The 23,377-nt window shown below is 57.6% G+C and carries 21 protein-coding genes; 16 read left to right on the plus strand and 5 right to left on the minus strand.

What is annotated here, in order from left to right; genetic code table 11:
• The first annotated feature begins 11 nt into the window (after positions 1–11).
• From RRU01S_RS06780 to RRU01S_RS06800, 5 genes are all read left to right on the plus strand, one after another.
• Complete coding sequence (locus RRU01S_RS06780) at positions 12–989, plus strand: ABC transporter permease (RefSeq protein WP_045229445.1); 978 nt, start codon at positions 12–14, stop codon at positions 987–989.
• Positions 986–1,861, plus strand: a complete 876-nt coding sequence (locus RRU01S_RS06785; RefSeq protein ID WP_045229446.1) for a MurR/RpiR family transcriptional regulator — start codon at positions 986–988, stop codon at positions 1,859–1,861. Before RRU01S_RS06780 ends, RRU01S_RS06785 begins: the two co-directional genes overlap by 4 nt.
• On the plus strand, positions 1,858–2,745 hold the full coding sequence (locus tag RRU01S_RS06790; protein WP_045229447.1) for a ribokinase: 888 nt from the start codon (positions 1,858–1,860) through the stop codon (positions 2,743–2,745). The genes RRU01S_RS06785 and RRU01S_RS06790 overlap by 4 nt, the downstream gene beginning before the upstream one ends.
• A 124-nt stretch (positions 2,746–2,869) precedes the next feature.
• Entirely contained in the window at positions 2,870–3,169 is a 300-nt protein-coding gene (locus RRU01S_RS06795; RefSeq protein ID WP_052815996.1) for a helix-turn-helix domain-containing protein, read from the plus strand.
• Between the two features lies 1 nt (position 3,170).
• Positions 3,171–3,431, plus strand: coding sequence for a hypothetical protein (locus RRU01S_RS06800; protein ID WP_045229449.1), 261 nt, complete (start codon positions 3,171–3,173; stop codon positions 3,429–3,431).
• Positions 3,432–3,460: 29 nt separating this feature from the next.
• Here RRU01S_RS06800 and gnd read toward each other — a convergent pair whose 3' ends face one another.
• Entirely contained in the window at positions 3,461–4,495 is a 1,035-nt protein-coding gene (gene gnd / locus RRU01S_RS06805; RefSeq protein WP_045229667.1) for a phosphogluconate dehydrogenase (NAD(+)-dependent, decarboxylating), read from the minus strand.
• A 258-nt stretch (positions 4,496–4,753) separates the two neighbouring features.
• Between gnd and tkt the strand changes: the two genes are divergently transcribed.
• Together tkt and RRU01S_RS06815 are read left to right on the plus strand one after the other, a co-directional pair.
• Positions 4,754–6,799, plus strand: coding sequence for a transketolase (tkt, locus tag RRU01S_RS06810; protein ID WP_045229450.1), 2,046 nt, complete (start codon positions 4,754–4,756; stop codon positions 6,797–6,799).
• A 165-nt stretch (positions 6,800–6,964) separates the two neighbouring features.
• Positions 6,965–7,984, plus strand: coding sequence for a DUF808 domain-containing protein (locus tag RRU01S_RS06815; protein WP_045229451.1), 1,020 nt, complete (start codon positions 6,965–6,967; stop codon positions 7,982–7,984).
• 18 nt (positions 7,985–8,002) lie between these two features.
• Here RRU01S_RS06815 and RRU01S_RS06820 read toward each other — a convergent pair whose 3' ends face one another.
• Complete coding sequence (locus RRU01S_RS06820) at positions 8,003–8,683, minus strand: FadR/GntR family transcriptional regulator (protein WP_045229452.1); 681 nt, start codon at positions 8,681–8,683, stop codon at positions 8,003–8,005.
• Between the two features lie 219 nt (positions 8,684–8,902).
• Here RRU01S_RS06820 and RRU01S_RS06825 point away from each other — a divergent pair, with 219 nt between their 5' ends.
• From RRU01S_RS06825 to RRU01S_RS06865, 9 genes are all read left to right on the plus strand, one after another.
• Complete coding sequence (locus RRU01S_RS06825) at positions 8,903–10,459, plus strand: sugar ABC transporter ATP-binding protein (protein WP_045229453.1); 1,557 nt, start codon at positions 8,903–8,905, stop codon at positions 10,457–10,459.
• Entirely contained in the window at positions 10,449–11,480 is a 1,032-nt protein-coding gene (locus tag RRU01S_RS06830; protein WP_045229454.1) for an ABC transporter permease, read from the plus strand. Before RRU01S_RS06825 ends, RRU01S_RS06830 begins: the two co-directional genes overlap by 11 nt.
• 94 nt (positions 11,481–11,574) lie before the next feature.
• On the plus strand, positions 11,575–12,507 hold the full coding sequence (locus RRU01S_RS06835) for an ABC transporter substrate-binding protein (protein ID WP_234936108.1): 933 nt from the start codon (positions 11,575–11,577) through the stop codon (positions 12,505–12,507).
• Positions 12,508–12,571: 64 nt separating this feature from the next.
• Positions 12,572–13,588 carry an aldo/keto reductase gene (locus RRU01S_RS06840; RefSeq protein ID WP_045229456.1) on the plus strand — a complete coding sequence of 339 codons (1,017 nt, stop codon included), beginning with the start codon at positions 12,572–12,574 and terminating at the stop codon, positions 13,586–13,588.
• Complete coding sequence (locus RRU01S_RS06845; protein ID WP_045229457.1) at positions 13,585–14,430, plus strand: amidohydrolase family protein; 846 nt, start codon at positions 13,585–13,587, stop codon at positions 14,428–14,430. The genes RRU01S_RS06840 and RRU01S_RS06845 overlap by 4 nt, the downstream gene beginning before the upstream one ends.
• Before the next feature lie 4 nt (positions 14,431–14,434).
• Entirely contained in the window at positions 14,435–15,958 is a 1,524-nt protein-coding gene (locus RRU01S_RS06850) for a UxaA family hydrolase (protein ID WP_045229458.1), read from the plus strand.
• A 95-nt stretch (positions 15,959–16,053) separates the two neighbouring features.
• Positions 16,054–17,055 carry a zinc-binding alcohol dehydrogenase family protein gene (locus RRU01S_RS06855; protein WP_234902031.1) on the plus strand — a complete coding sequence of 334 codons (1,002 nt, stop codon included), beginning with the start codon at positions 16,054–16,056 and terminating at the stop codon, positions 17,053–17,055.
• A gap of 69 nt (positions 17,056–17,124) precedes the next feature.
• Positions 17,125–18,321, plus strand: a complete 1,197-nt coding sequence (uxuA, locus tag RRU01S_RS06860) for a mannonate dehydratase (RefSeq protein ID WP_045229459.1) — start codon at positions 17,125–17,127, stop codon at positions 18,319–18,321.
• A gap of 4 nt (positions 18,322–18,325) precedes the next feature.
• On the plus strand, positions 18,326–19,726 hold the full coding sequence (locus RRU01S_RS06865; protein ID WP_045229460.1) for a mannitol dehydrogenase family protein: 1,401 nt from the start codon (positions 18,326–18,328) through the stop codon (positions 19,724–19,726).
• Between the two features lie 20 nt (positions 19,727–19,746).
• Here the strand turns inward: RRU01S_RS06865 and RRU01S_RS06870 are convergent, their stop codons facing one another.
• From RRU01S_RS06870 to RRU01S_RS06880, 3 genes are all read right to left on the minus strand, one after another.
• Positions 19,747–20,814 (minus strand): alginate lyase family protein, encoded by a 1,068-nt coding sequence (locus tag RRU01S_RS06870; protein WP_131367772.1) that lies wholly within the window; start codon positions 20,812–20,814, stop codon positions 19,747–19,749.
• Positions 20,815–20,917: 103 nt separating this feature from the next.
• Positions 20,918–22,084 carry a DMT family transporter gene (locus tag RRU01S_RS06875; RefSeq protein WP_045229462.1) on the minus strand — a complete coding sequence of 389 codons (1,167 nt, stop codon included), beginning with the start codon at positions 22,082–22,084 and terminating at the stop codon, positions 20,918–20,920.
• A gap of 12 nt (positions 22,085–22,096) precedes the next feature.
• A complete protein-coding gene (locus tag RRU01S_RS06880; protein WP_052815998.1) occupies positions 22,097–23,341 on the minus strand; it encodes a type III PLP-dependent enzyme in 1,245 nt (414 codons plus the stop codon).
• Positions 23,342–23,377 lie beyond the last annotated feature (36 nt).

The following is a 23,377-nucleotide window of genomic DNA, read 5'->3' on the forward strand; positions in this document are numbered from 1 at the left end:
CAGGACAACCCATGACCAGCAATTCTAACGCCACGCCCAAGTCCGCTCCGGCTTTCCGCCGCTTCTCGTTTTCGCTGCGCGATGCCGGAACGCTGATCGGTCTCATCGTCATCATGGCCGTGTTTGCCGCATTGGTTCCGGGCTTCATTTCCGAGCGAAACCTCGTCAACATCCTCCAGCAGTCCAGCATCAATGCGTGCCTGGCGCTTGGCATGACACTCGTCATCATATCGGGCGGCATCGATCTGTCCGTTGGCCCGACGGCTGCGATCTCCGCGGTCGTCACCGCCAGCCTGCTCGTCGCTGGCACCCCCATTCCGCTCGCCATCCTTGCGGGTCTCGGCGTTGGCGTTCTCTGCGGCCTCATCAATGGCGGCCTCGTTGCCTATGTCGGCCTGCAACCGTTCATCGTGACACTCGGCACGCTTAGCACCTACCGCGCCATCGCGCTGATCTATACCGGTGGCAATCCTGTTCTCGGCATTCCCGCCGGTTTCCGATCCTTGTTCAACGGCAATCTCTTCGGCATTCCGACGCCGGTGCTTATCGTCGCCGTCGTTGCTATCGCCGCATGGATCCTGCTCAAGAAGACGCCGATTGGCGAATACTTGATGGCTGTTGGTGGCAATGAGGAAGCCGCTTATGTTGCAGGCGTTCCGATTGCCCGCACCAAGATCACCGCCTATGTCATTTCAGGCGGTCTGGCTGCACTTGCTTCGCTCATCCTTATCGGTCGCCTTGGTGCAGCCGAACCGATCCTCGGCAACCTCTGGGAACTCGACGCCATCGCGGCAGCAGCCATTGGCGGCGCATCTTTGATGGGCGGCAAGGGCAGCATTCTCGGGACTATTCTCGGCGCCATCATCTTGGGTGCAATGCGCAATGGTTTGACGTTGATGAATGTTCAGGCCTTCTATCAACTGCTCGCCACTGGCCTTATAATCCTCGTCGCCATGATGATTGATCGTGCGACAAGGGGAAGAGAATGAACTCGGAAAGCTTCGACACAAAGGCCGTCGGCCCGCGCATTCGCATGATGATGCCCTTGCTGACGCCTCTCGAAGCAAAGGTCGTGGATACCGTGTTCGCCATGCGGGATTTCAGCGACGAGACGTCGCTGAAACAGATCGCAGACGATGCGGGTGTGTCCGAGGCCATGGTTGTCAAAATCACCAAGAAGCTCGGCTTTTCCGGCTACCGCGATTTCCGAACCGCCGTCAGCCAATATAATCGCCAGCCGACAGCGGAAATGCACCAGGAACTCTCGGTGGATGACACGTCGCAAGAGATCGTCCAGAAGGTTTTTCGCACATCGATCAATGCCTTGGAGGAAACGCTTTCCATTCTGGATATGGAAGCCTTCGACAAGGCAGCCGATCTCATTCACAATGCAAAACACCGGGATTTTTACGGTGTCGGCGGTTCGGCCCAGATCGCAAGGGATGTGTCACACAAATTCCTGCGCATCGGCGTGCGCGCCAGTGTGTTCGATGATGTGCACATGATGCTGATGTCGGCGGCTCTGTTGTCCGAAGGCGATATCGCCATCGGCTTTTCCCATTCTGGCAACACCACCGCCATCATCGAGGGGCTTCAACTCGCCAAGCGCAACGGCGCACGGACGATTGCGGTCACCAACTACAACTCGTCTGCATTGGCACAGGCCGCCGATGTCGTGCTCTGTTCGACCGCGCAGGGCTCGCCTTTGATGGGAGAAAACGCTGCTGCCCGCATCGCTCAACTGAATATTCTCGACGCCGTCTTCATGGCGGTCGCGCAGCGCGACTACGAAGCGGCTGAACGCAATCTTGATCGCACCATGGCCGCCGTCAAATCCAAACGGAAAGATAGACTTTCATGACATCCTCTGCCCACGTGACCGTTTTTGGCAGCCTGCATTACGATATTGCCGTCATGGGTCCATCGCGCCCACGCAAGGGCGAGACGGTAACAGGCACGTCGTGGCACCCCAAAAGCGGTGGCAAAGGCGGAAATCAGGCGGTTTCGGCAGCACGTGCTGGCATGGCGACCTCGATGATCGGGGCGGTTGCCGATGATGACTTCGGACGCTTTCTGCTCGCCAATTTGGACCGCAAAGGTGTCGATCACACCTTCGTCCGGCGCGATGCCTCACAATCCACCGGCATGAGCGTGGCGATCTTTGATGGCGAGGGCGACTATGGTGCCGTCATCGTATCCGGTAGCAATCTCACCCTTGGCGAAGCCGATGTTGCCGCTGCTCGTGATCTCCTGTCGAAAACGACGCTGCTCGTTTTGCAAAACGAAATCCCGGATGCGGCCAACGTCATCGGCGCAAAAGCGGTCAAGCAGTCCGGTGGCCGGGTCCTGATCAACGCGGCCCCGGCAAGAGCGCTGTCGAACGATCTTCAGCCGCTCATCGATATCCTCGTCGTCAACGCCATCGAAGCTGAAATGCTGGCGAATACGCCCGTGGTAGAAACGCTCGATGGTGCCTTGGCGGCTGCAAAAATACTGGCGCAAACCTATCCTGAGGTCGTGGTCACAGCTGGAGGGGCAGGGGTTGCCTATGCGAGTCGCGATGGTGCAGAGACCGTGATTCCAGCCATCAAAGTCAACGTCGAAAGCACTCACGGTGCCGGAGACGAATTCATTGGCGTGCTCGCAGCGGAGCTCGCCTCCGGCCGCTCGATCGTGGATGCCTTGCGTCAGGCAAACCGCGCAGCCGCGGTGTTGGTCAGCACGCCCGAGCAGGATCGGCTTTAGGTCAGCCACCCCGCACGGCTTCGGCTGTGATATCACCTCGATCTGTCTGTTGCTAAGATGACGTGCTTTGGCTACTGAAAAGAGATCGTAGGGGATTGAACATATGTTGTCTTTGCAGTGTCGTATGGCGCGCAGTGCTGTCGGTTGGGACGTGAACCAACTCGCCGATGCCGCGCATGTCCCGGCGCAAGCGATCACCCGGTTTGAAACGGGTGATGATATCGATCAGCCGATGATTGACGCGTTGAAAGCCGCCCTCCAATCCGCAGGCGTTTCCTTCATCGACGACAACCAGACGTCGGCGGCTGGTGGTCCTGGTGTACGGCTTTTGAAGTCGCCCGCCGAATTCGACACCGACCAATCTCAAACAGTCCAATATCCGGAGCATCTTGCTCCCGACGCGCCGACAGGTGCAGGAGGCTGACATGTCCAAAAAACAGAAGCTGGAACATTCCGAATTCTCAGGTGAGTTCGAAGACGATGGCGTGACGGTGCTCGTCGATATTTTTCGACCGGCGGGCACGCAACAGGATTGGCACATGGAGGTCGTCAGCGAAGAAGACGACGTGACCACCTGGGAAGAACCGTTCGCAACCGACAAGGATGCTTGGGAAGAGTTCCTGGCCACCTGTGAGAAAGACGGCATCAGAAGTTTCCTCGACGGAGACGAACCGGTCGTGCATTAGCGACCGGTTTTGCTGGGCGCTTCAGCCCCTCACGTTGCTTTCGCGCCCGTATCAGACTTGGGCTTTTCGTGGTGACCGCCGAATGCAAAGCGCATGGCTGACAACAACTTGTCCGCATAAAGCGACTCGCCTTGTGAGCTGAACCGCTGGAATACGGCCGACGACAGGACTGGCGTCGGAACGCCGGTGTCGATTGCTGCCTTGAGTGTCCAGCGTCCCTCGCCGGAATCGGAAACGCGGCCACCATAGCCGGCCAGTTCAGGGTCTTGCTTCAGTGCGTCCGCTGTCAAATCCAGAAGCCATGAACTGATGACACTACCGTGCCTCCAGACTTCCGAGACCGCAGCCATATCGATGTCGAACTGGTAATATTGCGGTGTTGGCAGCGGGCTGGTCTCCGCATCCACGTCACGTGTCTTCTTGCCGGCATTGGCGGCCTTGAGAATGTTCATCCCCTCCGCATAGGCGGCCATCATGCCGTATTCGATGCCGTTATGGACCATTTTTACGAAATGGCCTGCACCGGTGGGACCGCAGTGGAGGTAGCCCAGTTGCGCCGTGTGCAACGCTTCGCTCGATGCCGCTGTATCCGGCGCGTTGCTGCCGGGAGCAAGGGTTGCAAAGATTGGGTCGAGACGACGTACTGCGTTATCCGGCCCGCCGATCATCAGGCAGTAACCGCGCTCCAGTCCCCATACGCCACCACTGGTGCCGACATCGACGTAATCGATGCCTTTGGCGCGCAGTTGCTCGGCCTTGTCGACGTCATCATGATAATAGGAGTTGCCGCCATCGATGATGACATCCCCTGGCGCCATCAACGCCGCGAGCTTGTCGACATTCTGGCCGGTGATGGCAGCCGGTAGCATCAGCCAGGCGCAGGCGGGTTTCGTCAGTTTGGCCGCGAAATCCTCCATCGAGGTCGCGCCCGTCGCGCCCTCAGCCACGAGAGCGGCGACGCTTGCCGGGTTGATATCGAAAACGACACATTCATGGCCACCCTTCAACAGGCGGCGAACCATGTTCGCGCCCATTCTGCCCAGTCCCATCATTCCAATTTGCATGTCATTTTCCTTGAAGTCGTTATATCCGGTTTTTGAAGGTGTGCCGATGTCGCCAGGTGTTTGCCGCGACTGTTCAACCAACGTCATAGGCAATTGCGACATATCGATGGTATTTTCGGTGGCGGTGCGCGCAACGTCATTCATCAGATTTCCGCCAGTGAATGAAGATAAACACGGCGGAGTGTTGGAACATCTGATGCTCCAATTGCCTTATCCGACGTGGCGCCGCGAACGCGAGCATGCCCGAGGAGTTTTCCCATGCAGGATCAATCAACCGTCTCAACACAGAAATCTGTGCCGCCAGCCCGTGACCCGCATTTGCGCGAACTTGCAAATTGCATCCGGTTTTTGTCGATGGATGCCGTGCAACAGGCAAAAAGTGGCCATCCAGGCATGCCGATGGGCATGGCGGATATCGCAACGGTGCTGTTTTCCGAATTCATGACCTTCGATCCGAAAGAGCCGCATTGGTTCGACCGCGACCGCTTTCTTATTTCCAATGGTCACGGCTCGATGCTGCTTTACAGTCTTTTGTATCTGACCGGGTACGAAGACATGACGCTGGATGAGATCAAACGCTTCCGTCAGATCGATAGCCGCACCGCAGGCCATCCGGAATATCACCACGCAACGGGTATCGAGACGACGACGGGGCCGCTTGGGCAGGGGCTTGCAAATTCAGTCGGCTTTTCCTTTGCCGAGAGGATCATGAACGCCTCCTTTGGAAACGATCTGGTCGATCACTTCACCTATGTCTTCTTAGGAGATGGATGCCTGATGGAAGGCATCAGCCAGGAGGCGATCTCTTTTGCCGGACACCGCAAGCTCGGCAAACTGATTGCGTTCTTCGACAACAATTCGATTTCCATCGATGGCGCCACCAATCTGTCCGAGTCGGATGATCAGACCGCTCGTTTCCGTGCTTCCAACTGGCACGTCGTTGAAATCGATGGCCATGATACGGATGCGATCCGCGCAGCGATCATCGAAGCCAGGGAGGTGACCGACAAACCGTCCCTCATCTCCTGCCGCACGATCATCGGCTTCGGATTTCCAACGAAAGCCGGCACGCAAAAAGCCCACAGCGATGCGCCTGGTGAAGAAGAGATTGCAGGTGCACGCAAATTGTTGGACTGGTCGTCGCCACCCTTCGAAATACCCCAGAACCTGCTGGATGACTGGCGCACCATTGGTGCGAAGGGCCGAGCCAAGCGGCAAGCTTGGTCTGATAGGCTCGCGCAGGCAAAGGGTGACATAGGCGAAGACTTCAAACGCCGCATGGACGGTGAGCTGCCGGATGGGTGGCGCGAGGCGATAGCGGGGGCGAAGGCGGAGCTTTTGCAAAGCGAGAAGGATCTCGCAACCCGTCAGGCCAGCGGCATCGTTCTCAATCACCTCTTCGATGCGATTCCCGAGATGCTGGGCGGGTCTGCCGATCTGACGCCATCCAACAACACCAAAGCCAAAAACCAGACAGAGATCGTGCCCGGTGAGTTTTCAGGGTCATACGTCCATTACGGCGTGCGAGAGCACGGAATGGCCGCCATAATGAACGGCGTTGCCTTGCACGGCGGGCTCATCCCTTACGGTGGTACGTTCTTGACCTTCTCGGACTACTGCCGCCCCTCCATCCGTCTGGCCGCCATGATGGAAATACGAACGATCTTCGTTATGACCCATGATTCCATCGGTCTTGGCGAGGATGGCCCCACCCACCAGCCGATCGAGCATCTCAGTGCGCTGCGTGCCATTCCGCAACTCGCTGTCTATCGCCCCGGCGATTCCATCGAGACGGCGGAATGCTGGGAGGCCATTCTGGATGCTCCGCGGCAGGCAGCGTTGATTGCGCTTTCCCGCCAACCAATGCCCTTGCTCAGACGCGATTCCAGCAAAGATAATCTTTCTGCAAAGGGCGGATATATCCTGCTGGATGCCGAAGGCGGTGAGCGGCAGCTGACCATTTTCGCGTCAGGCTCGGAGTTGCAGCTGGCCGTCAATGCCCGCGAGGTCCTACAGCAGGACGGCGTGCCGACCGCAGTCGTTTCCATGCCGTGCCGATTGCTGTTCGAACAGCAGGACGCTGCCTACCAGCGCTCTGTCGTTGGCGAAACACGGGCGCGTGTTGCTGTCGAAGCCGCGGTGCAGGATTCCTGGGATCGCTATATCGGACTGGACGGCAAGTTCGTCGGCATGCACCGCTTCGGTGCTTCCGGTAAAATCGATGATGTCTACAAGAAGTTCGACATCACCACCGAAGCAGTCGTTGCCGCCGCGCGTGCGGTGATCAAGCAACTGGAAAGCTGATCTCAACCGTCACCGCGCCAGTCTCGTTGTCATGGCGCGGTGGAGCTAGCCTGTTCTTTTGACAAAAACTATGGCATGGCCCTCCCGAGGGCTGGCAGAGATCAGTTCATTGACCTAATAAATTTTCGGCTTCTGTAGCCCATATTTTAAAAAACGGAGGCGCTCATGAGTGTCGGATTGATCGCGCTTCTCGATGATATCGCAGCCCTTGCCAAAGTTGCCGCAGCCTCTTTGGATGACATTGCCGGCCAAGCCGCCAAGGCTGGCGCAAAGGCCGCAGGCGTCGTGATCGACGACGCAGCCGTAACGCCCCGATATGTCACCGGATTTTCTGCAGCCCGCGAATTGCCGATTATCTGGAAAATCGCCCTTGGTTCCCTCAAGAACAAGTTGCTGATCCTGCTTCCCGCGGCACTCGCGCTTAGCCTGGTTTTGCCGCAGGCGATCACGCCGTTGCTGATGATCGGTGGGCTCTATCTCTGCTATGAGGGTGTCGAAAAAGTCTACGGGCTCGTGGTGCCGCATGCGGCTGATGCGCATGAGTCAAAGCTCGAAACGTCCGGCCTCAACGCGCAATCGCTTGAAGATGAAAAGGTGGCCAGCGCCATCAAGACCGATTTTATCTTGTCCGCTGAAATCATGGCGATCACGCTCGGCGCGCTTGACCCCGGCAGTCTCTTCTCGCAGGCCTTCATCCTCGCCGCTGTGGGCCTCGGTATCACCGCTCTCGTTTATGGCGGTGTGGCCATTATCGTCAAGGCTGACGATTTCGGTCTCATGCTGGCACGGGTTGAATCGACGTCTGCGATGGGCTCGCTGTCGAGGGTCATCGGTCGCGGACTTGTGGCGGGAATGCCGTATTTTCTGAAGGTGTTGGGTGTGGTCGGCACGGCTGCGATGATCTGGGTCGGTGGCGGCATTATCGTTCATGGTCTCGAGACATTCGGCATCGATAGTCTTGCCCATTTCATCCAAGCCGCTGGAACCGCCGTCTCGCAGATGGTCCCTTCCGTTGCGTCCATCGTTCGGTGGATCGTCGAGGCCGCCGGTGCCGGTGTCTTCGGGATCATCGTTGGTTTGATCGCCATCCCAGCTGCGACCTACATCGTGTCGCCGACGTGGCGCCTGATAAAGTCGCTGCTGCCACAACGCTTTAGAAAACAACCTGTGGCGGACAAGACGTAATCTTTATCCGGCTGTCTGTCACGATTCCGTCCAACGCAGCCGGGATGCTTCCAGATGAACCCGCATGGACGCTTCAGCAAGAACGATGTCCTTCCGCGACAGTGCGTTGTAAATCATCTTGTGCTCCTGAAGCGCCATGATCCAGGTTTCCGGACTTCCGAACCTGTCCTGTAACCGCTCCGACATGGGGCTGTGGCGTTCATCGAACAGGCTCGCCACGATCCGTTCCAGAACGCTGTTTCCACATTGACTGGCAATCATCAGATGGAAGCGGCGATCATGCTCCAACGGGTTCGTGCCTTGACTGATCGCGCTTTCCATCTCGCCGATGATGTCGTTGAGCTTGCCAAGCGCTTCGTCGCTGAATTGACCGGCAGCAAGTGCTGCAACACTTCCCTCCAACACCGCTCTGGCCTTCATCAATTCGGACGGGCTATCGCCCATATAGGGAACGGCCGGTGGCGTCGCTGACCGCTCTGCCAGAACATACACGCCAGAGCCGACCTTGATCTCCACAAGCCCCTGAAGCTCGAGCGCGATCAGCCCTTCTCTCAGCGACGGTCTGGAAACGCCAAGCTGCTGGGCAAGCTCCCGCTCACTGGGCAGTCTTGCACCAACCGGGAAGGTTTCATCCTGAATCATCGTTCTGATTTGGTCGGCAATTTGCTGATAGAGTTTTTTGGGTTCAACGCTGCTCAAAGGGCAATCACCATCTTTTCCCGATAATCGGTCTGACCAAAATTCATAAAAATACGAAGCGGCTTTGCATTACGGCCTGAATGCAGACCTTTATAGACCTAAATGTCGACTACCACCAATGAAAACATCAATTGGCTTGACCAATTTAATTGCCGTAACTAAAACCGTGACGACTGAACAGCCGGGAGGCGACTGTTTCAGTCACGGGAGGAGACGAGCATGGCGACTGGTCAGGCCTATTTGCAAAGGGATGCTTTCGCCAGCCCTCACGATGTTATTCTTGAGCTCGACGATATCACCAAGGAATTTCCGGGTGTCGTCGCACTCGCGGGCGTGCAATTCAACCTGAGACGAGGCGAAGTTCACGCCGTCTGCGGTGAAAACGGCGCTGGAAAATCGACGCTGATGAAGGTCATCAGCGGTGTGTACCAGCCGACATCAGGCGCGATTCGCTACAAGGGCAAAGACGTTACCTTCGGATCGCCACGGGAATCCGAAGCGGTTGGCATCGCTATCATCCACCAGGAACTCAATCTCGTTCCGCACCTCACTGTCGCAGAAAACATCTATCTGGCGCGCGAGCCACGGCGAGGATTTCTGGTCGACCGGAAAAAACTGCGCCAGGACGCCAAGCGCTGTCTTGATCGCCTTGGGCTTAACATCCAGCCGGACGATGTCGTTCGCAACCTGTCCGTTGCCCAATGCCAGATGGTCGAAATCGCCAAGGCGCTTTCACTCAACGCCGATGTCCTGATCATGGACGAACCAACATCGTCGCTGACCGAGCAGGAAACGGCTGTCCTGTTCAAGGTCATCCGAGACCTGAAGGCCGACGGCGTTGGCATTATCTACATTTCCCATAGGCTGGATGAAATGTCTCAGATCGTTGATCGGGTCACGATCCTGCGGGACGGTCGGTATGTATCAACCGATGACTTCGCCGCGACGGATATCAATGAAATCGTATCCCGAATGGTCGGGAGATCGCTGGAAGAAAAGTTTCCCGAACGGACTTCGGTGCCTACGGAGGAAGTTCTGCTTTCGGTATCGGGACTCTCACGCGCGGGCGTATTCTCCGACATCAGTTTCACCCTGAAGAAGGGTGAGATTCTCGGTTTTGCTGGCCTCATGGGTGCTGGCCGAACAGAGCTTGCGCGTTCGATGTTTGGCGCAGAGCTGCCGGACAGCGGCACGATCAGTTTCAAGGGCCGCGAGCTTTCCATCCGTTCGCCCCGCGATGCGATTGCCGAAGGGTTTGCCTATCTGTCAGAGGATCGCAAGGGCAACGGACTGGCGGTCAAAATGTCCGTCGCCGCCAACATGGTCCTTGCCAATATGGACGGCGTTTCGAACCGTTTCGGCATCATTGATCGCGCCAAGCATAATGCCGTCGCCGAAAGATATATCGACCTTCTCGACATCAAAACGCCGAGCACGCAGCAGGTCGTGCGGCTTTTGTCAGGCGGCAACCAGCAAAAAATCATCATCGGAAAATGGCTGTTCAGCGATGCGAAGGTATTCTTCTTCGATGAGCCGACGCGCGGAATCGACGTGGGTGCGAAATACGCCATCTATAAAATCATGGATGAACTGGCCGCGAAGGGATTTGGCGTGATCCTCATCAGTTCCGAATTGCCGGAAATCCTGGGAATGACCAACCGCGTCGCCGTGTTTCGCGAGGGGCGCATCAACGCGATCCTCGATACGCGCACGACCAGTCTGGAAGACATCATACACTATGCATCGGTGCAGAAGCGGAGCAGCCATGACGGATAACACGACCAAAGGATTGGCCAAGCGGTCATCGCGGCTGAGTGATCGGCAAAAAGATATTATCCAGAAGTTTGCGGCGCTGGGCAGTCTCGTCCTGTTGACACTCATCTTCTCGGCAACGAGCCCAGCCTTCTTCTCCGTCAACAACGCCATGACCATCGCCCTTCAGGTAACTTCGATCGCCTTGCTGGGTATCGGCGCAACATGCGTGATTATCACCGGCGGCATCGATCTTTCCGTGGGCTCCGTTCTCGCCCTGTCCGGGGTCGTTGCAGCCTTGCTCGTGAAGGATGCCAACTTTCCCGTCGCATTGGCCATGGCCGGCGGTATTCTGACGGGTTCGCTCTGTGGCTTTTTGAATGCCTTCTTCATCACCAAGCTGAAGCTTCCGCCCTTCATCGCAACACTGGGCATGATGCTGATTGCGCGAGGCGTGGCGCTTCAGATCACCGGTGCAAGAGCGGTTTCTGGCCTCGGCGAATCCTTTGGCGTGCTGGGCAATGGCGCTTTGTTTCGTATCGTCGATATCGGTGATGACGGCTTCCCGACGGTCGTCTTTCCCGGCATTCCGTATCCGGTCATTCTTATGATCGTCATTGCCATCGCTGTGGCCTACATGCTCAATCGCTCCGTGCTTGGGCGTCATATTTATGCTGTGGGCTCGAATGCTGATGCGGCACGGCTGTCTGGCGTCAACGTCTCACGCGTCACCAGCTTTACCTATGTTCTCTCAGGCACGCTGGCGGGGCTGACCGGATGCGTGCTGATGTCGCGACTGGTCACGGCGCAACCGAATGAAGGCGTGATGTATGAGCTGGATGCCATCGCAAGTGCCGTTATCGGCGGCACATCTCTGATCGGCGGCGTCGGCACGATTTCGGGTACTTTCATCGGTTCGTTCGTGATCGGTATCTTGCGCAACGGATTGAATATGAACGGCGTTTCCGCCTTCACCCAACAGATTATCATCGGCTGCGTCATCCTCGGAACGGTCTGGATAGACCAGTTGCGGAACCGCCGATAACACGTGATGAGGCCCATGGGCCCATAGCCGGGAAAAGAGGAGCACTTTCCCGGTTTGAGATAAACAACGATTTTGGAGGAATACCGTGAGAAAAATGACCATTGCTGCGCTTGCATCCGTTGCAAGCCTGTGGGCCGTTTCCGCAAATGCTGGCGAAATTGCCGTCATCGTCAAGACCGTCAACTCGACCTTCTGGCAGAACGTTCAGAAGGGTGCGGATGCCGCGATTGGTGAAGCCAAGGGAAAGCACACGATCACCTTCCAGGGGCCAGCGTCCGAGTCTGCCATCGCAGATGAAGTCAACATGGTCGAAAATGCGATCAACCGAAAGGTGGCCGGTATCGTGCTGGCACCGTCCGATCCGGATGCGCTTGCCCCTGCCGTCAAGAAAGCCTGGGAAGCGCGCATTCCCGTCATCTTGATCGACTCGCAGCTCGCAGCCAGTGCAGAGCAGTATTATCAGTCGTTCCTGGCGACCGATAACAAGAAGGCTGGCGAACTGGCGGCGCAGGCGCTGATCGACAAGGTCGGCAAGGACGGCAAAATCGCCGTCATGTCCTATGTTGCAGGTGCAGGTTCTGAGGTTGGTCGTGTCGGTGGCTTCGTTGATTATATCAAGGCGAATTCCAAGCTTGAAATCGTCGGCCCTTTCTATTCGCAATCGCAAATGGCGACAGCGCTCAACCAGACCACCGATGTTCTGGCCGCCAATGCGGACCTGAAGGGTATCTTTGGGGCCAATGAACCGACCGCGATCGGCATGGGCCGTGCCATCGTTCAGGCCGGTAAAGCTGGCAAGATCGTCGCCATCGGCTTTGATGGCAATGAAGACCTTCAAGGCTTCGTCAAGGACGGCACTCTGGCCGCCATCGTCGTTCAGGGCTCCTACCAGATGGGCGAGCGCGGCGTGCAGACCATCTTGAAAGTCATCGACAAGCAGAAGGTCGAGAAGTTCGTCGATACCGGCGTCGTGATGGTGACCAAGGACAACATCGACAAACCTGAAGCGAAAAACGTTCTTTACTGAGCGGATCAACCTCCTGCGCCCGGTCTTGAGGCCGGGCGCCTTCTGGCGTGGAAAGAGGCAGGACATGAAAGTATCGGACCGACGCAAACTTCCCAGAGTGGATCTTGATATCACCGTGTTTGGCCTTGGCTGCGCGCAGATGGGAAACCTTTATCGCGTTACACCCTATGATGACGCCAAAGCGACGTTCGATGCGACCTGGGAGGCCGGGGCGCGTTACTTCGATACGGCACCCTATTACGGATTTACCCGTTCCGAACTGCGCCTTGGCACCATGCTTTGCGAGCATCCACGTAAAGACTACGTCGTCAGCACCAAGGTCGGGCGGTTGATGACGCCGGATGCGACTGTCGGTGCCTATGAGAGCGATTTTGTCGATCCGCTGCCGTTCAGACCGGTGTTCGACTATAGCTATGATGGCATCATGCGGTCGTTTGAAGCCAGCCAGTCTCGGCTTGGAATTCTCGCGCCGGATATTCTCTTCGTGCATGATATCGGCCCTGTCCAGCACGGTGACAAACACCAACACTATTGGGATCAGATCACCACAGGCGGAGGCTTCCGCGCGCTCGATGATCTCCGCCGCGAAGGATCGGTGAAAGCCGTTGGGCTGGGCGTCAACGATGCCGGTATCATCCGCCAGGCGATGGACGTTTTCGATCTGGATATCGCGATGCTTGCAGGCCGCTACACTGCTTTGGAGCAGGAAAGCCTCGGCGTTCTCGATACCTGCGCCGAACGCGGCGTTGGCATCGTTGTCGCAGGCGTGTTCAATTCCGGCTTGCTGGCAGGAAACCGCAAGTTCAACTATGCCGACGCACCAACACATCTGCTGGAGCGTGTCGAGGTGCTTGAGACTATCTGCAAAGATGCTGGCGTCTCGCTGCCAGCCGTCGCCCTGCAATTCGTGACCGCTCACCCCGCCGTCGTCAGCGTTGTCTCAGGCGCGCGCAATGCTAGCCAGATAAAAAGCAATATCGACTGGTTCGAGGAGGACATTCCCGCGTCCGTGTGGCGGAACCTTCAAGAACGAGGGATTTTCGCAGACGGCACGCCGCTCCCCACGGGTGAGATGCCATGATTATCGACGCGCATCAGCACTATTGGTTGATGAGCGCGCGGAAAGGCGCATGGCCACCGGCCGAACTCGCTGCGATCCATCGTGACTTCGAGCCGAATGATTTGCAGCCATGCCTTGAGGCGGCGGGTGTTGACGGGACAGTCGTCGTGCAATCACTCGATCGCAATGAAGACACCGACTATCTCCTTGATCTTGCGCAAGCGACACCGTCCATTCTGGGTGTAGTCGGCTGGGTCGATCTTCTCGATCCTTCCGCCGCCACCCGCCTCGACCATTACGCGACGCATGCGAAGTTCAAGGGCGTTCGCCCGATGCTTCAGGATATCGATGACACCAACTGGATTCTTGATCGACGCGCCACGCCCGCAATCGAGGCACTGGTTCGACATGATCTGGCATTCGATGCTCTCATCACACCCAGACATTTCGGACCTCTCCTGGAGTTCGCACAACGCCATCTAGGTCTGCGCATCGTCATCGATCACGGCGCAAAGCCGCTGATCGCACAGGGGCATTTCGTGGCATGGCGGCGGGCAATGTCGGAGCTGGCTGCGTTGCCCAACGTCCACTGCAAACTCTCCGGCCTTTTGACCGAGGCCGGTGGCGAGCGGCAGATTGCCGCCGTCAGGCCCTATGCCGAAACCATAGTCGAGCTTTTCGGTGCCGAAAAAACCATATGGGGCAGTGATTGGCCGGTTCTGACGCTGGTGTCCGACTACCAATCCTGGTTTGCGCAATGCCAAGATATTGTACCCGACGCCGACAAGGCGGCGGTCTTCGGGAACAATGCCCAATCCTTTTATCGGCTGTCCGCCAGCCAGCAAACAGCCGTGGAGCCTTGAGGACATGCTGAACCAGACATCACAGGCCATCATACTGCAAGATATCGATTCCGTGGCAGTTGTCTTCAGCGCTGTGCCCGCTGGTTCCAGCGTGCTTGCGGGTGGTAAGACCATCCAAGCTGTCAACGATATCCCCAACGGCCACAAGATCGCGCTGCGTGACATTCAAGCGGATGAGCCGGTCTTGAAGTTCGGCCAGATCATCGGTCACGCCACTGCGCCGATCAAAGCGGGGGAACACGTCCACGTCCACAATCTCGGCATGGCCGTTCTCCACCTTGGTCATGGTATCGGCAAGAACTACGTGCCGACGACCATCGATGCGAAGGCAACCTTCAAGGGCTACAAGCGCGCCAACGGGCAGGTTGCGACCCGCAACTATATTGCTGTCATGTCGAGTGTGAACTGCTCGGCCACCGTTTGTCGCATGGTCGCAGCCGCATTCACCAAGGAAAAGCTGGCGGCCTATCCAAATGTCGATGGCGTGGTCGCCATCGTGCATGGGACCGGCTGTGGCATGGGGCTGGGACTTGGTTTTGACATTCTGCGGCGCACATTGTCCGGCTATGCCAACCACGCCAATTTCGCAGGCGTCGTCTTCATTGGCCTCGGCTGCGAGGTCAATCAGATACAGTCTTTGATGGGTGGGGTCACACCGCGCGCAGAGGGGTTGATCCGCTCGATGACCATTCAGGATTCCGGTGGAACCCAGGCGGCCATCGACGCGGGCATTGCGGCGGTTTACGCCATGCTCCCATCGGCCAATGCGCAACAACGTGAAAGCGTGAGCGCAGACAAGCTGACACTCGGTTTGCAATGCGGCGGCTCAGACGGATATTCAGGGATTAGCGGCAATCCCGTGCTGGGCGTTGCGGTTGACATGCTCGTGGCAAATGGCGCAACGGCGATCCTGTCGGAAACCCCGGAGATCTACGGTGCCGAACATCTGCTGACGGCCCGTGCCGCCACGCCCGAGGTCGGTGCGAAGCTTCTGGAGCGTATCGACTGGTGGGAGAAATATACGGCTGAAAATCATGGTGACATGAACAACAATCCGTCACCCGGCAACAAGGCGGGTGGCATTACGACCATTCTCGAAAAGTCGCTTGGCGCTGTCGCCAAGGCTGGGCGAACGGGCCTGATGGAGGTGTATCAATACGCCGAACCCGTGACACAGAAGGGCCTCGTCTTCATGGACACGCCCGGCTACGACCCGGTCTCGGCCACAGGCCAGGTGGCCGGTGGGGCCAATCTGATCTGTTTCACCACCGGACGCGGCTCGACCTACGGATGCAAGCCGACCCCATCCTTGAAGATCGCCACCACCACCGGGCTTTACCGCCGCATGGAACTTGACATGGACTTCAACGCCGGCGTCGTCGTTGACGGGACCTCGACGCTTGAGGAAGCAGGGGCAAACCTCTTCGATCTCATTCTGCGGACTGCGTCTGGCGAGCATACGTGCAGCGAGACTTTGGGGCTTGGCGATAACGAGTTCGTACCGTGGCAAATCGGTGCCGTGATGTAAGCGACCGCACAGATGATTTTCAGTCAATATGTCAACGCCCGCAGGTCGTGCTGGCGACAAGTTATGAAAGTACCACCACGATGATCAAGGCTCTGATGATAGAAAGCAATCAGGTCGCGCGGTTTCACACGATAGACAGCAAGACGTTGGGTGCAAACGACGTTCGGGTCAACGTTCGCCATGTCGGATTGTGCGGCAGCGATCTCAACACGTTCAGGGGATTGAACCCTCTCGTATCTCTGCCGCGCATTCCCGGGCATGAAATCGGCGGGGAAGTTGTCGAGGTCGGTTCTGCCGTTGGAGACCATCTTCGGGCAGGCACTCGTGTCATCGTCATGCCCTACACCAGTTGCGGCACGTGCTCATCCTGCCGCAAGGGTCGTGTCAACGCTTGCCGTTACAATAAGACCCTTGGCGTGCAGCAGGATGGCGGCCTTGCCGAAGAAATTGTGCTGCCAGAGGCCAAATTGATTGCCAACGACACTCTTCCGCCTCGCAGGCTCGCCCTTGTCGAGCCTTTGTCCGTCGGTTTTCATGCCGTCCGACGCGGGCGTGTCGAGACAGCAGACCGCGTGGTCGTCATTGGTTGCGGCATGATCGGTATGGGAACCGTCATCGCCTCCGTCAAACAGGGTGCCGAGGTCGTCGCGATTGAACCGAGTGCGGAAAAACGGGCGCTTGCTGCCGATTTTGGCGCGACCAAAACCATCGATCCACTGACAGAAGACGTTTCCGCCGTGATCGATGCATGGACCGATAGTGACGGTGCAGATGTCGTGTTTGAGGCCGTCGGCTTGCCACAGACCTTCACCCAGTCCATTGATCTTGCCTGCTATGGCGGACGTGTCGTCTATATCGGATATTCGAAAGCACCGGTCACCTACGATTCCAAGTTCTTCAATCTCAAGGAACTTGATATCATGGGGTCGCGCAACGCGAATATGGCCGATTTCCACGAGGTCATAGCCCACCTCGAGACAATTGGTGATACTGCCGATGCGCTCATTACCGATGTCTTTCCGTTTCATGAGGCTGAAAAAGCGCTGCCATACTGGAACGACCATCCCGGCGCGCTGAAAATCATTATCGAGCGATAGGGGTGAGGAGCTCTGAGCTTCTGAACGCATGCGTTTGGCTGAGCCTGTTCATGTCGAGAGGGTTTAAAGATGAAGCACACATGGCGCTGGTTCGGGCCGATCGACAAGGTCACTGTGCGCGATGCCGCCCAGGCGGGCGCGGAGGGTATCGTCAGCGCCCTTCATCACATCGAAACCGGTGCCGTTTGGCCCGTCGATGAGATTGCCAAGCGCCACGAAGCCATCGAGGCTGGTGGTCTTTATTGGGACGTTGTGGAAAGCGTGCCGGTTTCCGAGGATATCAAAACCCAGACCGGTGACTGGAAATCCCATATCGCCAACTGGCAGGAAACGTTACGACGCCTGTCGGCCAGCGGTATCCGTACCGTTTGCTACAACTTCATGCCGGTTCTGGACTGGACACGCACCGATCTGCGTTGGGAGACTCGGCACGGCGCGAAAGCCATGCGGTTCGACCTCACGGATTTTGCAGCTTTCGACATTCACATCCTGAAGCGCCCCGACGCCCGGGATGATTATCCAGAGTGGCTGATGGAAGAAGCTGCCAAACGCTTTTCGCAGATGCCGGATACCAAGATCATCGCTCTTGGCCTCAACATCAGCGCGGGATTGCCGGGTTCGGCAGATGGCTACACACTCGAACAGCTTCTGGAAAAGCTGCGGACCTACCAAGGCGTGGACCGTACGCGGCTACAATCCCATCTGGTGGATTTCCTGTCTGACGTCGTGCCGGTCGCGGAAGAGGTGGGCATCAATATCTGCGCCCACGGCGATGATCCGCCTTGGCCATTGCTGGGCTTGCCGCGCATTCTCTCGACGCAAGAGGATTACGCGCATATGCTGGGGCAGGTGGACAGTCGCGCCAATGGCGTCACCCTTTGCACCGGTTCGCTTGGCGCGCATAAGGACAACGACCTGCCGTTTATCGCAAAGACATTTGCCGACCGAATCCACTTCGTCCATCTGCGCAACGTCACGCGCGAGACAGACACCGTGCCATGCTCCTTCTTCGAAGATGAGCATCTGGAGGGGGCGACCGATATGGTCGCGGTCATCGCAACGCTGTTGGAAGAGGAAAAACGCAGGCGGGCGGAAGGTCGCGAAGACCACCGCATCGCCATGCGCCCTGACCACGGGCAGGAAATTCTGGACGACGTGACGCGCGATGCGCAGCCCGGTTATCCCGCAATCGGCCGCCTCAAAGGCTTGGCCGAACTGCGCGGCATAGAACGTGCCCTTCTTCATCCACGATACGGTCGAGTATAGCACCATGAACAGACTATCGTCCTCCACCATCCTGCCGGACAGCGTTTCCGGGCCAGCCTATGACGCCAAGGCTTTGAAGCCTGGAATCGTGCATATCGGTCTTGGCGCTTTTCACAGGGCACATCAGGCCGTCTTCACGCAAAGAGCCCTCGAAAAGAATTTTGGTCCCTGGGGCATCGTCGCGGTCAATCTGCGCTCTCGCGACCCCGTTCAAGCGCTTGCAGAACAGGACGGCCTCTATTCCGTTATCGTCCGCAGCGCAGACGGCGATCGCGCTGAGGTGATCGGAGCGACGGTCGATTGGCTGTGCGCCGCAGACGCGGGCGAGGATGTGCTCACCTACCTCGCCAGCCCGGATATCCGCATCGTCACACTCACCGTTAGCGAAAAAGCCTACGGGCTGGACCCTATGACGGGTGGACTTGACCTCAAACATCCATCCGTGGCCGCTGATCTTGAAAACCCGCATGCTCCCGTCGGTGCCGTGGGCTATTTGGTGGAAGGTCTTGCCAGACGCCAGCAGCGGGGCATCGCGCCTTTCACGGTTCTGTGCTGCGATAATTTGCCGTCTAATGGCCATGTGGTGCGTCGCCTCGTCCTCGACATGGCAGAGCGGCGTGACCCTGAACTGGCGCGTTGGATTGCCGCGGAAGGTCGGTTTCCGTGCAGCATGGTCGACCGCATCGTACCAGCGGCGACGGATGAAACACGCGAACGCGCCGCTCGTCTGCTCGGCGTAGACGATCATCTCGCCCTCGAAACCGAGCCGTTCTTGCAATGGGTAATCGAGGATGACTTCATCTCCGGTCGTCCGGAGTGGGAGGCCGCAGGCGCTGTCTTTGCGCCATCGGTCGAACCCTATGAAAACATGAAGCTTCGGCTGCTGAACGGCTCGCACACGCTGATTGCGCATCTGGGCATTCTGCACGATCTGGAATTCGTCCGCGATGTCATGGCGGTACCGGCATTCGTGGACAAGGTGAAGCGCCATATGGATGCTGCCGCCAAAACCTTGGACAGCGTTCCCGGCATCGATCTGCCGTCCTATCGAAACGAGCTTATCGAGCGTTTTAAAAACCCGACCATCGCGCACCGCAACGAACAGATTGCCATGGACACCAGCCAGAAACTGCCGCAGCGCATTCTGGCTGCCGCGATCGAGACGCTTGCCGCCGGTGACGATGCGGCAGAATTCGCCTATGCCGTCGCCGTCTGGATCGCGTCCATCCACAAGCGTGGAGATTTAAATGATCCAAGAAAGCCAGAGATACTGGCGGCATCCAAAAAAGCTGTCAGTTTGGACCCTTCTGCGCCCTTCTTTGAGGTAGCAGGCCTTTTCCCACCGGAGCTCGTTAAAAATCGAGCGTGGCGGGATCGTGTCAATGCAGAATTGGCGGTCTTGTAGCGACCAAGCCGAAGGCTTTACTATTTCTGGTAAAGCAAGGTCTGATTTCCGCCCAAAGGGGTGGCAAAAAACGGGCGCAGCTTCAAGAATTCGCTCTCCATCGGAGCTGTATCCGGAAAGGCACGATGATAGATTTCCAGAAATGCCAAATCTTGGGCTGAGGGCATCCCGTTCACAAAAGGCTCCTGTTCCTTGCCAGCGGCAGAGGCCATCGCTGCTGGATCGCGGATTGACTGCAAGGTGAAATTGACGATTTTGTGCAATGCGCCGCCGCACATATTGTAAGCCGAAATGCCATTGGCCTCGGCAAATGCCGCGACAGGCACCAGGGCATTCAGCGCAAACAGGTGGTATTCGAGAGCCTTCTTACCGCGCTCCAGTTCCAGCGGCAATCCGCCTTGCGCGGTCGCTCCGCAGACGCCACGCTGATAGGTTTGCACAGACCAGTCTAGCAGAGCTTCGTTGTCAGCCACAGTTGCCACTCCGGCTGAAGCCAGCGCGGCCCAATAGGCGTGGTTGTTGCGCGAACCCTTGAGCTGATCGCGCGTGGCATCGAAGAATGCGTTGGTCGATGTGGCCAAGCCGGTCATCCATCTGGTGACGGTCGCAAAGCGGGCATCATCGCGCATAGCAGGTTCGACTTGCAACAGCGCGATGCTGAGCCCAGCGAGCGTTTGGGCACGTTCAAACTCCGCATTGGGGTTATCCATCTTGGACAAGGCCTCAGCTTGCGCCCAGGCATCCAGCCATGAAAGCGCGCATTGCGCATCGGCAATTCTGCCTCGCAACGTATAGCGGTTCGCCATTTTGACCACCTGCTGGGAAAACGCTCTGATAGGCTTCATTTGCTTTTTGAAGGTGCGATCAGCCTCTGGATCGATCGTGTCTCGCTGAGGCCCATCGCCGCCATACTTGGAGGTGATTGCAAGACTGACGATCGCCTCGGGTGGTGCAGTGCAATCCGATGACATTGCAGCATCGCTGGGCGCGCGTTGGGTGAACGGCGCTGTAATCGCGGCCGATGCGAGCGAAGGCATCGCGAAGATGGCGATGGCCAAAGCAATCATACCAGAGATAGATCTGTTCACTGACGCCTCCGGTTCACTTCAAAGACCTTCAGTTATTGGAGTTCTTTGTGTCCTTGATGAGGGCGTTTGCTCACGCGTGTAACAGGCTACACCGTGTTTCTCGTCATGCCACCAGCGTGCACGCGGCTCTCGGCTCGGTACTGTCTTCCGGCTCAGACTGCAACGCATCCCAGATTTGCACCAGGCAGCCGAGTGCAAACAGCAGTTCCTTCATTTCGCGATCATGGGCGCGTGGGTCACCATAGTCGCGACCAATGACCACTATGCGCTCGATGACGCAGTTCGTTGCATGATCAAGATCGGCTTGAGAGCTGATTGCACTCACGCAGTTGAGCCAACTCTGGGGCAGGGGTGATGGAGTGGCAATCGGGTATGTGGCTTGTGTTTTTCTCCAAAGGCCCGCGCTGGCAATCACCGCACCGGTCACGACCAGAAGTCCAGACCAGAACAGAGACAAGCTCAGTGTCGCGCCGGTAAACAGGGCGACCAAGACGGCGCCAATGAAGGGCTCGACATAGGAGAATGCGCCAAGCGCCTGAATATCCCCGCGTTTGAGGCCGAAATCCCAAAAATAGATGGCAAGGCCCATCGGAAAAATCCCGAGACCCGCAACCGCCAACCACTCCGTTGGCTGAGGCGGTACCCAGCTTTCCAGAAGAAGATGCGCCGCAAATGTGATCACGGCTGAGGCGGCGTAGAACATTCCGAGCGTAGACGAAGGCACATCCGGCAACGTCCGCGCGACGACGGAATAAAGACCCCACAGGCCAGCGGCCACGCCAATCAGGGCGAGATAGAAAAACGACGAGCTGGCCGAGGCACCTTCGCCTCCGGTTTCGACCAGAAGCGTGACGCCGACAAAGCCCAACAAGGCCCCGATGACGTGCCACCATCGAAGACGTTCGCCGGGAAGAAACGCAGAGCCCAGAACGATCATCAAAGGCGTGGTGGACTGGAGCAAGGCCGCCGCCGCTGGCGGCGCCTGCTGCGTGGCGTAGTAGATGCAGCTGTGATAACCGACGAGCGAAACCACGGTAAACACCCAGACGCGCAGCGGCTGTCGAAAGGCCTCAAGCGGGTGGCTTCCGGTCAAAAACCAGACGGCAGGCGACATGGCCGCCGAAAACATGAATGCCAGCGCGACGGTCTGAAGCGGCGGGATCGATGTCGTCAGGGTGACGAGCATCGTTTCCGTCGCCCACAGAATAACTCCCACGGCTCCGATCAAGGACGCGGTTAAACGACCGGCGCGTTTGGGAGTATTGACCATGGGTTGATGAGCCTATTCGCCCAGCGAAACGATTTTATCGGTGTGGAACCCGTTGAAGTGGGTCCGCATCGAAAGGCTATACGCACCCATCATTCCGATTTCAATCCAGTCACCTTCCTGAACATCGTTGGGAAGGGTCAAGGGTGCGCCGAGAACGTCGTTGGAATCGCATGTCGGACCATAAACCTTGAAACTGCCCATCGGGGCAGCAGGTCGGGCGTGGTGACGGATCAATCGGACAGGGCGTGTTTCTTTGGGATGCGTCAGTTCCTGCAAGGTGCCGAACACGCCATCATTGATGTAGATCGCCCGGTCGCGCCGCACCACCACCTGAACGATGGTCGTTCCTGCTTCCGCAACAAGGGAGCGTCCCGGCTCGCACAGGACGATGCAGCCATGCGGCAGGTCGATCCCGCGGCGGGCGTGGACGATCTGCGCGAAATAGTGTTCCAACCCTTGCACACGGTCTCCCGGATAGGCTGCGGGGAAGCCCCCACCCACATTGAGCACACTCAAAGGCACGCCTGCGGTACGAGAGACCTTCGCGGCAAGCGTGACAGCTGCCGAAAAGGCTTCCGGCGCAAGGCATTGCGATCCGACGTGGAAGGAAATTCCCGCCTTTGCCCCACGCTGTTGGATGATTTTCAGCATCCGGGCAGCATCATCCGGCTGGGCACCGAATTTGGTAGACAAGACATAGCGCGCATCGGCTGGCTTGGTTGCCAGGCGAACGGCAACCATGAGGTCACTGTCGAAATCCGCCTCCTGGAAGATCTTTTCGATCTCTTCTTCGCAATCGGCCGTATAAAAACGGATGCCGTGATTGAACGAGGCCGTGCGGATTGCCGGGCGTGATTTGGCCGGGTTGTTGAAGAACTGTCCGGCAGAACTGCCAAACAGGCTGTCGATCAGGCGAACTTCTTCAAGGGAGGCGACATCGAAGTCGGTGATGCCGGACTTGAAGAGCGTTTCCAGAACAAACGGATGCGGATTACATTTTACGGCATAGAGCGGCCGACCGGGAAACACACTGAAGCGCTTGGCCGCCTGCCTGATTTTCGCAGGCTCCAGGCAAAAGACCGGTTCCGTGGGACGAAGGTCGGCGATGATCGCATCGACGCTTTCGAAAACCTCCAAAGGCGAGCCGATGCGACGGGCCCGCTCTATCTGCGGCAGAGCTGTATCGATGTGTGGTTCAAGCGTCGTGGTATCGTTGGCCGGCTCGAGGTCGAGGAGGCGTAAACTCTGCGCGTTCATAGTCTGTCCCTGTGGTCGTTTTGTTTGTTATCGTTT

Origin of the sequence: Agrobacterium rubi TR3 = NBRC 13261, from assembly GCF_000739935.1 — a bacterium.
GTDB lineage: Bacteria > Pseudomonadota > Alphaproteobacteria > Rhizobiales > Rhizobiaceae > Agrobacterium > Agrobacterium rubi.

What these genes read in the sequence shown, in the direction of transcription:
- RRU01S_RS06825 (WP_045229453.1), top strand. Translation starts at nt 8,903, where the DNA reads ATGGCGACTGGTCAGGCCTATTTGCAAAGGGATGCTTTCGCCAGCCCT.
- RRU01S_RS06790 (WP_045229447.1), top strand. Translation starts at nt 1,858, where the DNA reads ATGACATCCTCTGCCCACGTGACCGTTTTTGGCAGCCTGCATTACGAT.
- RRU01S_RS06780 (WP_045229445.1), top strand. Translation starts at nt 12, where the DNA reads ATGACCAGCAATTCTAACGCCACGCCCAAGTCCGCTCCGGCTTTCCGC.
- RRU01S_RS06785 (WP_045229446.1), top strand. Translation starts at nt 986, where the DNA reads ATGAACTCGGAAAGCTTCGACACAAAGGCCGTCGGCCCGCGCATTCGC.
- RRU01S_RS06880 (WP_052815998.1), bottom strand. Translation starts at nt 23,341, where the DNA reads ATGAACGCGCAGAGTTTACGCCTCCTCGACCTCGAGCCGGCCAACGAT.
- RRU01S_RS06850 (WP_045229458.1), top strand. Translation starts at nt 14,435, where the DNA reads ATGCTGAACCAGACATCACAGGCCATCATACTGCAAGATATCGATTCC.
- uxuA (WP_045229459.1), top strand. Translation starts at nt 17,125, where the DNA reads ATGAAGCACACATGGCGCTGGTTCGGGCCGATCGACAAGGTCACTGTG.
- RRU01S_RS06855 (WP_234902031.1), top strand. Translation starts at nt 16,054, where the DNA reads ATGATAGAAAGCAATCAGGTCGCGCGGTTTCACACGATAGACAGCAAG.
- gnd (WP_045229667.1), bottom strand. Translation starts at nt 4,495, where the DNA reads ATGCAAATTGGAATGATGGGACTGGGCAGAATGGGCGCGAACATGGTT.
- RRU01S_RS06840 (WP_045229456.1), top strand. Translation starts at nt 12,572, where the DNA reads ATGAAAGTATCGGACCGACGCAAACTTCCCAGAGTGGATCTTGATATC.
- RRU01S_RS06875 (WP_045229462.1), bottom strand. Translation starts at nt 22,084, where the DNA reads ATGGTCAATACTCCCAAACGCGCCGGTCGTTTAACCGCGTCCTTGATC.
- RRU01S_RS06835 (WP_234936108.1), top strand. Translation starts at nt 11,575, where the DNA reads ATGACCATTGCTGCGCTTGCATCCGTTGCAAGCCTGTGGGCCGTTTCC.
- RRU01S_RS06800 (WP_045229449.1), top strand. Translation starts at nt 3,171, where the DNA reads ATGTCCAAAAAACAGAAGCTGGAACATTCCGAATTCTCAGGTGAGTTC.
- RRU01S_RS06815 (WP_045229451.1), top strand. Translation starts at nt 6,965, where the DNA reads ATGAGTGTCGGATTGATCGCGCTTCTCGATGATATCGCAGCCCTTGCC.
- RRU01S_RS06830 (WP_045229454.1), top strand. Translation starts at nt 10,449, where the DNA reads ATGACGGATAACACGACCAAAGGATTGGCCAAGCGGTCATCGCGGCTG.
- RRU01S_RS06845 (WP_045229457.1), top strand. Translation starts at nt 13,585, where the DNA reads ATGATTATCGACGCGCATCAGCACTATTGGTTGATGAGCGCGCGGAAA.
- tkt (WP_045229450.1), top strand. Translation starts at nt 4,754, where the DNA reads ATGCAGGATCAATCAACCGTCTCAACACAGAAATCTGTGCCGCCAGCC.
- RRU01S_RS06865 (WP_045229460.1), top strand. Translation starts at nt 18,326, where the DNA reads ATGAACAGACTATCGTCCTCCACCATCCTGCCGGACAGCGTTTCCGGG.
- RRU01S_RS06795 (WP_052815996.1), top strand. Translation starts at nt 2,870, where the DNA reads ATGGCGCGCAGTGCTGTCGGTTGGGACGTGAACCAACTCGCCGATGCC.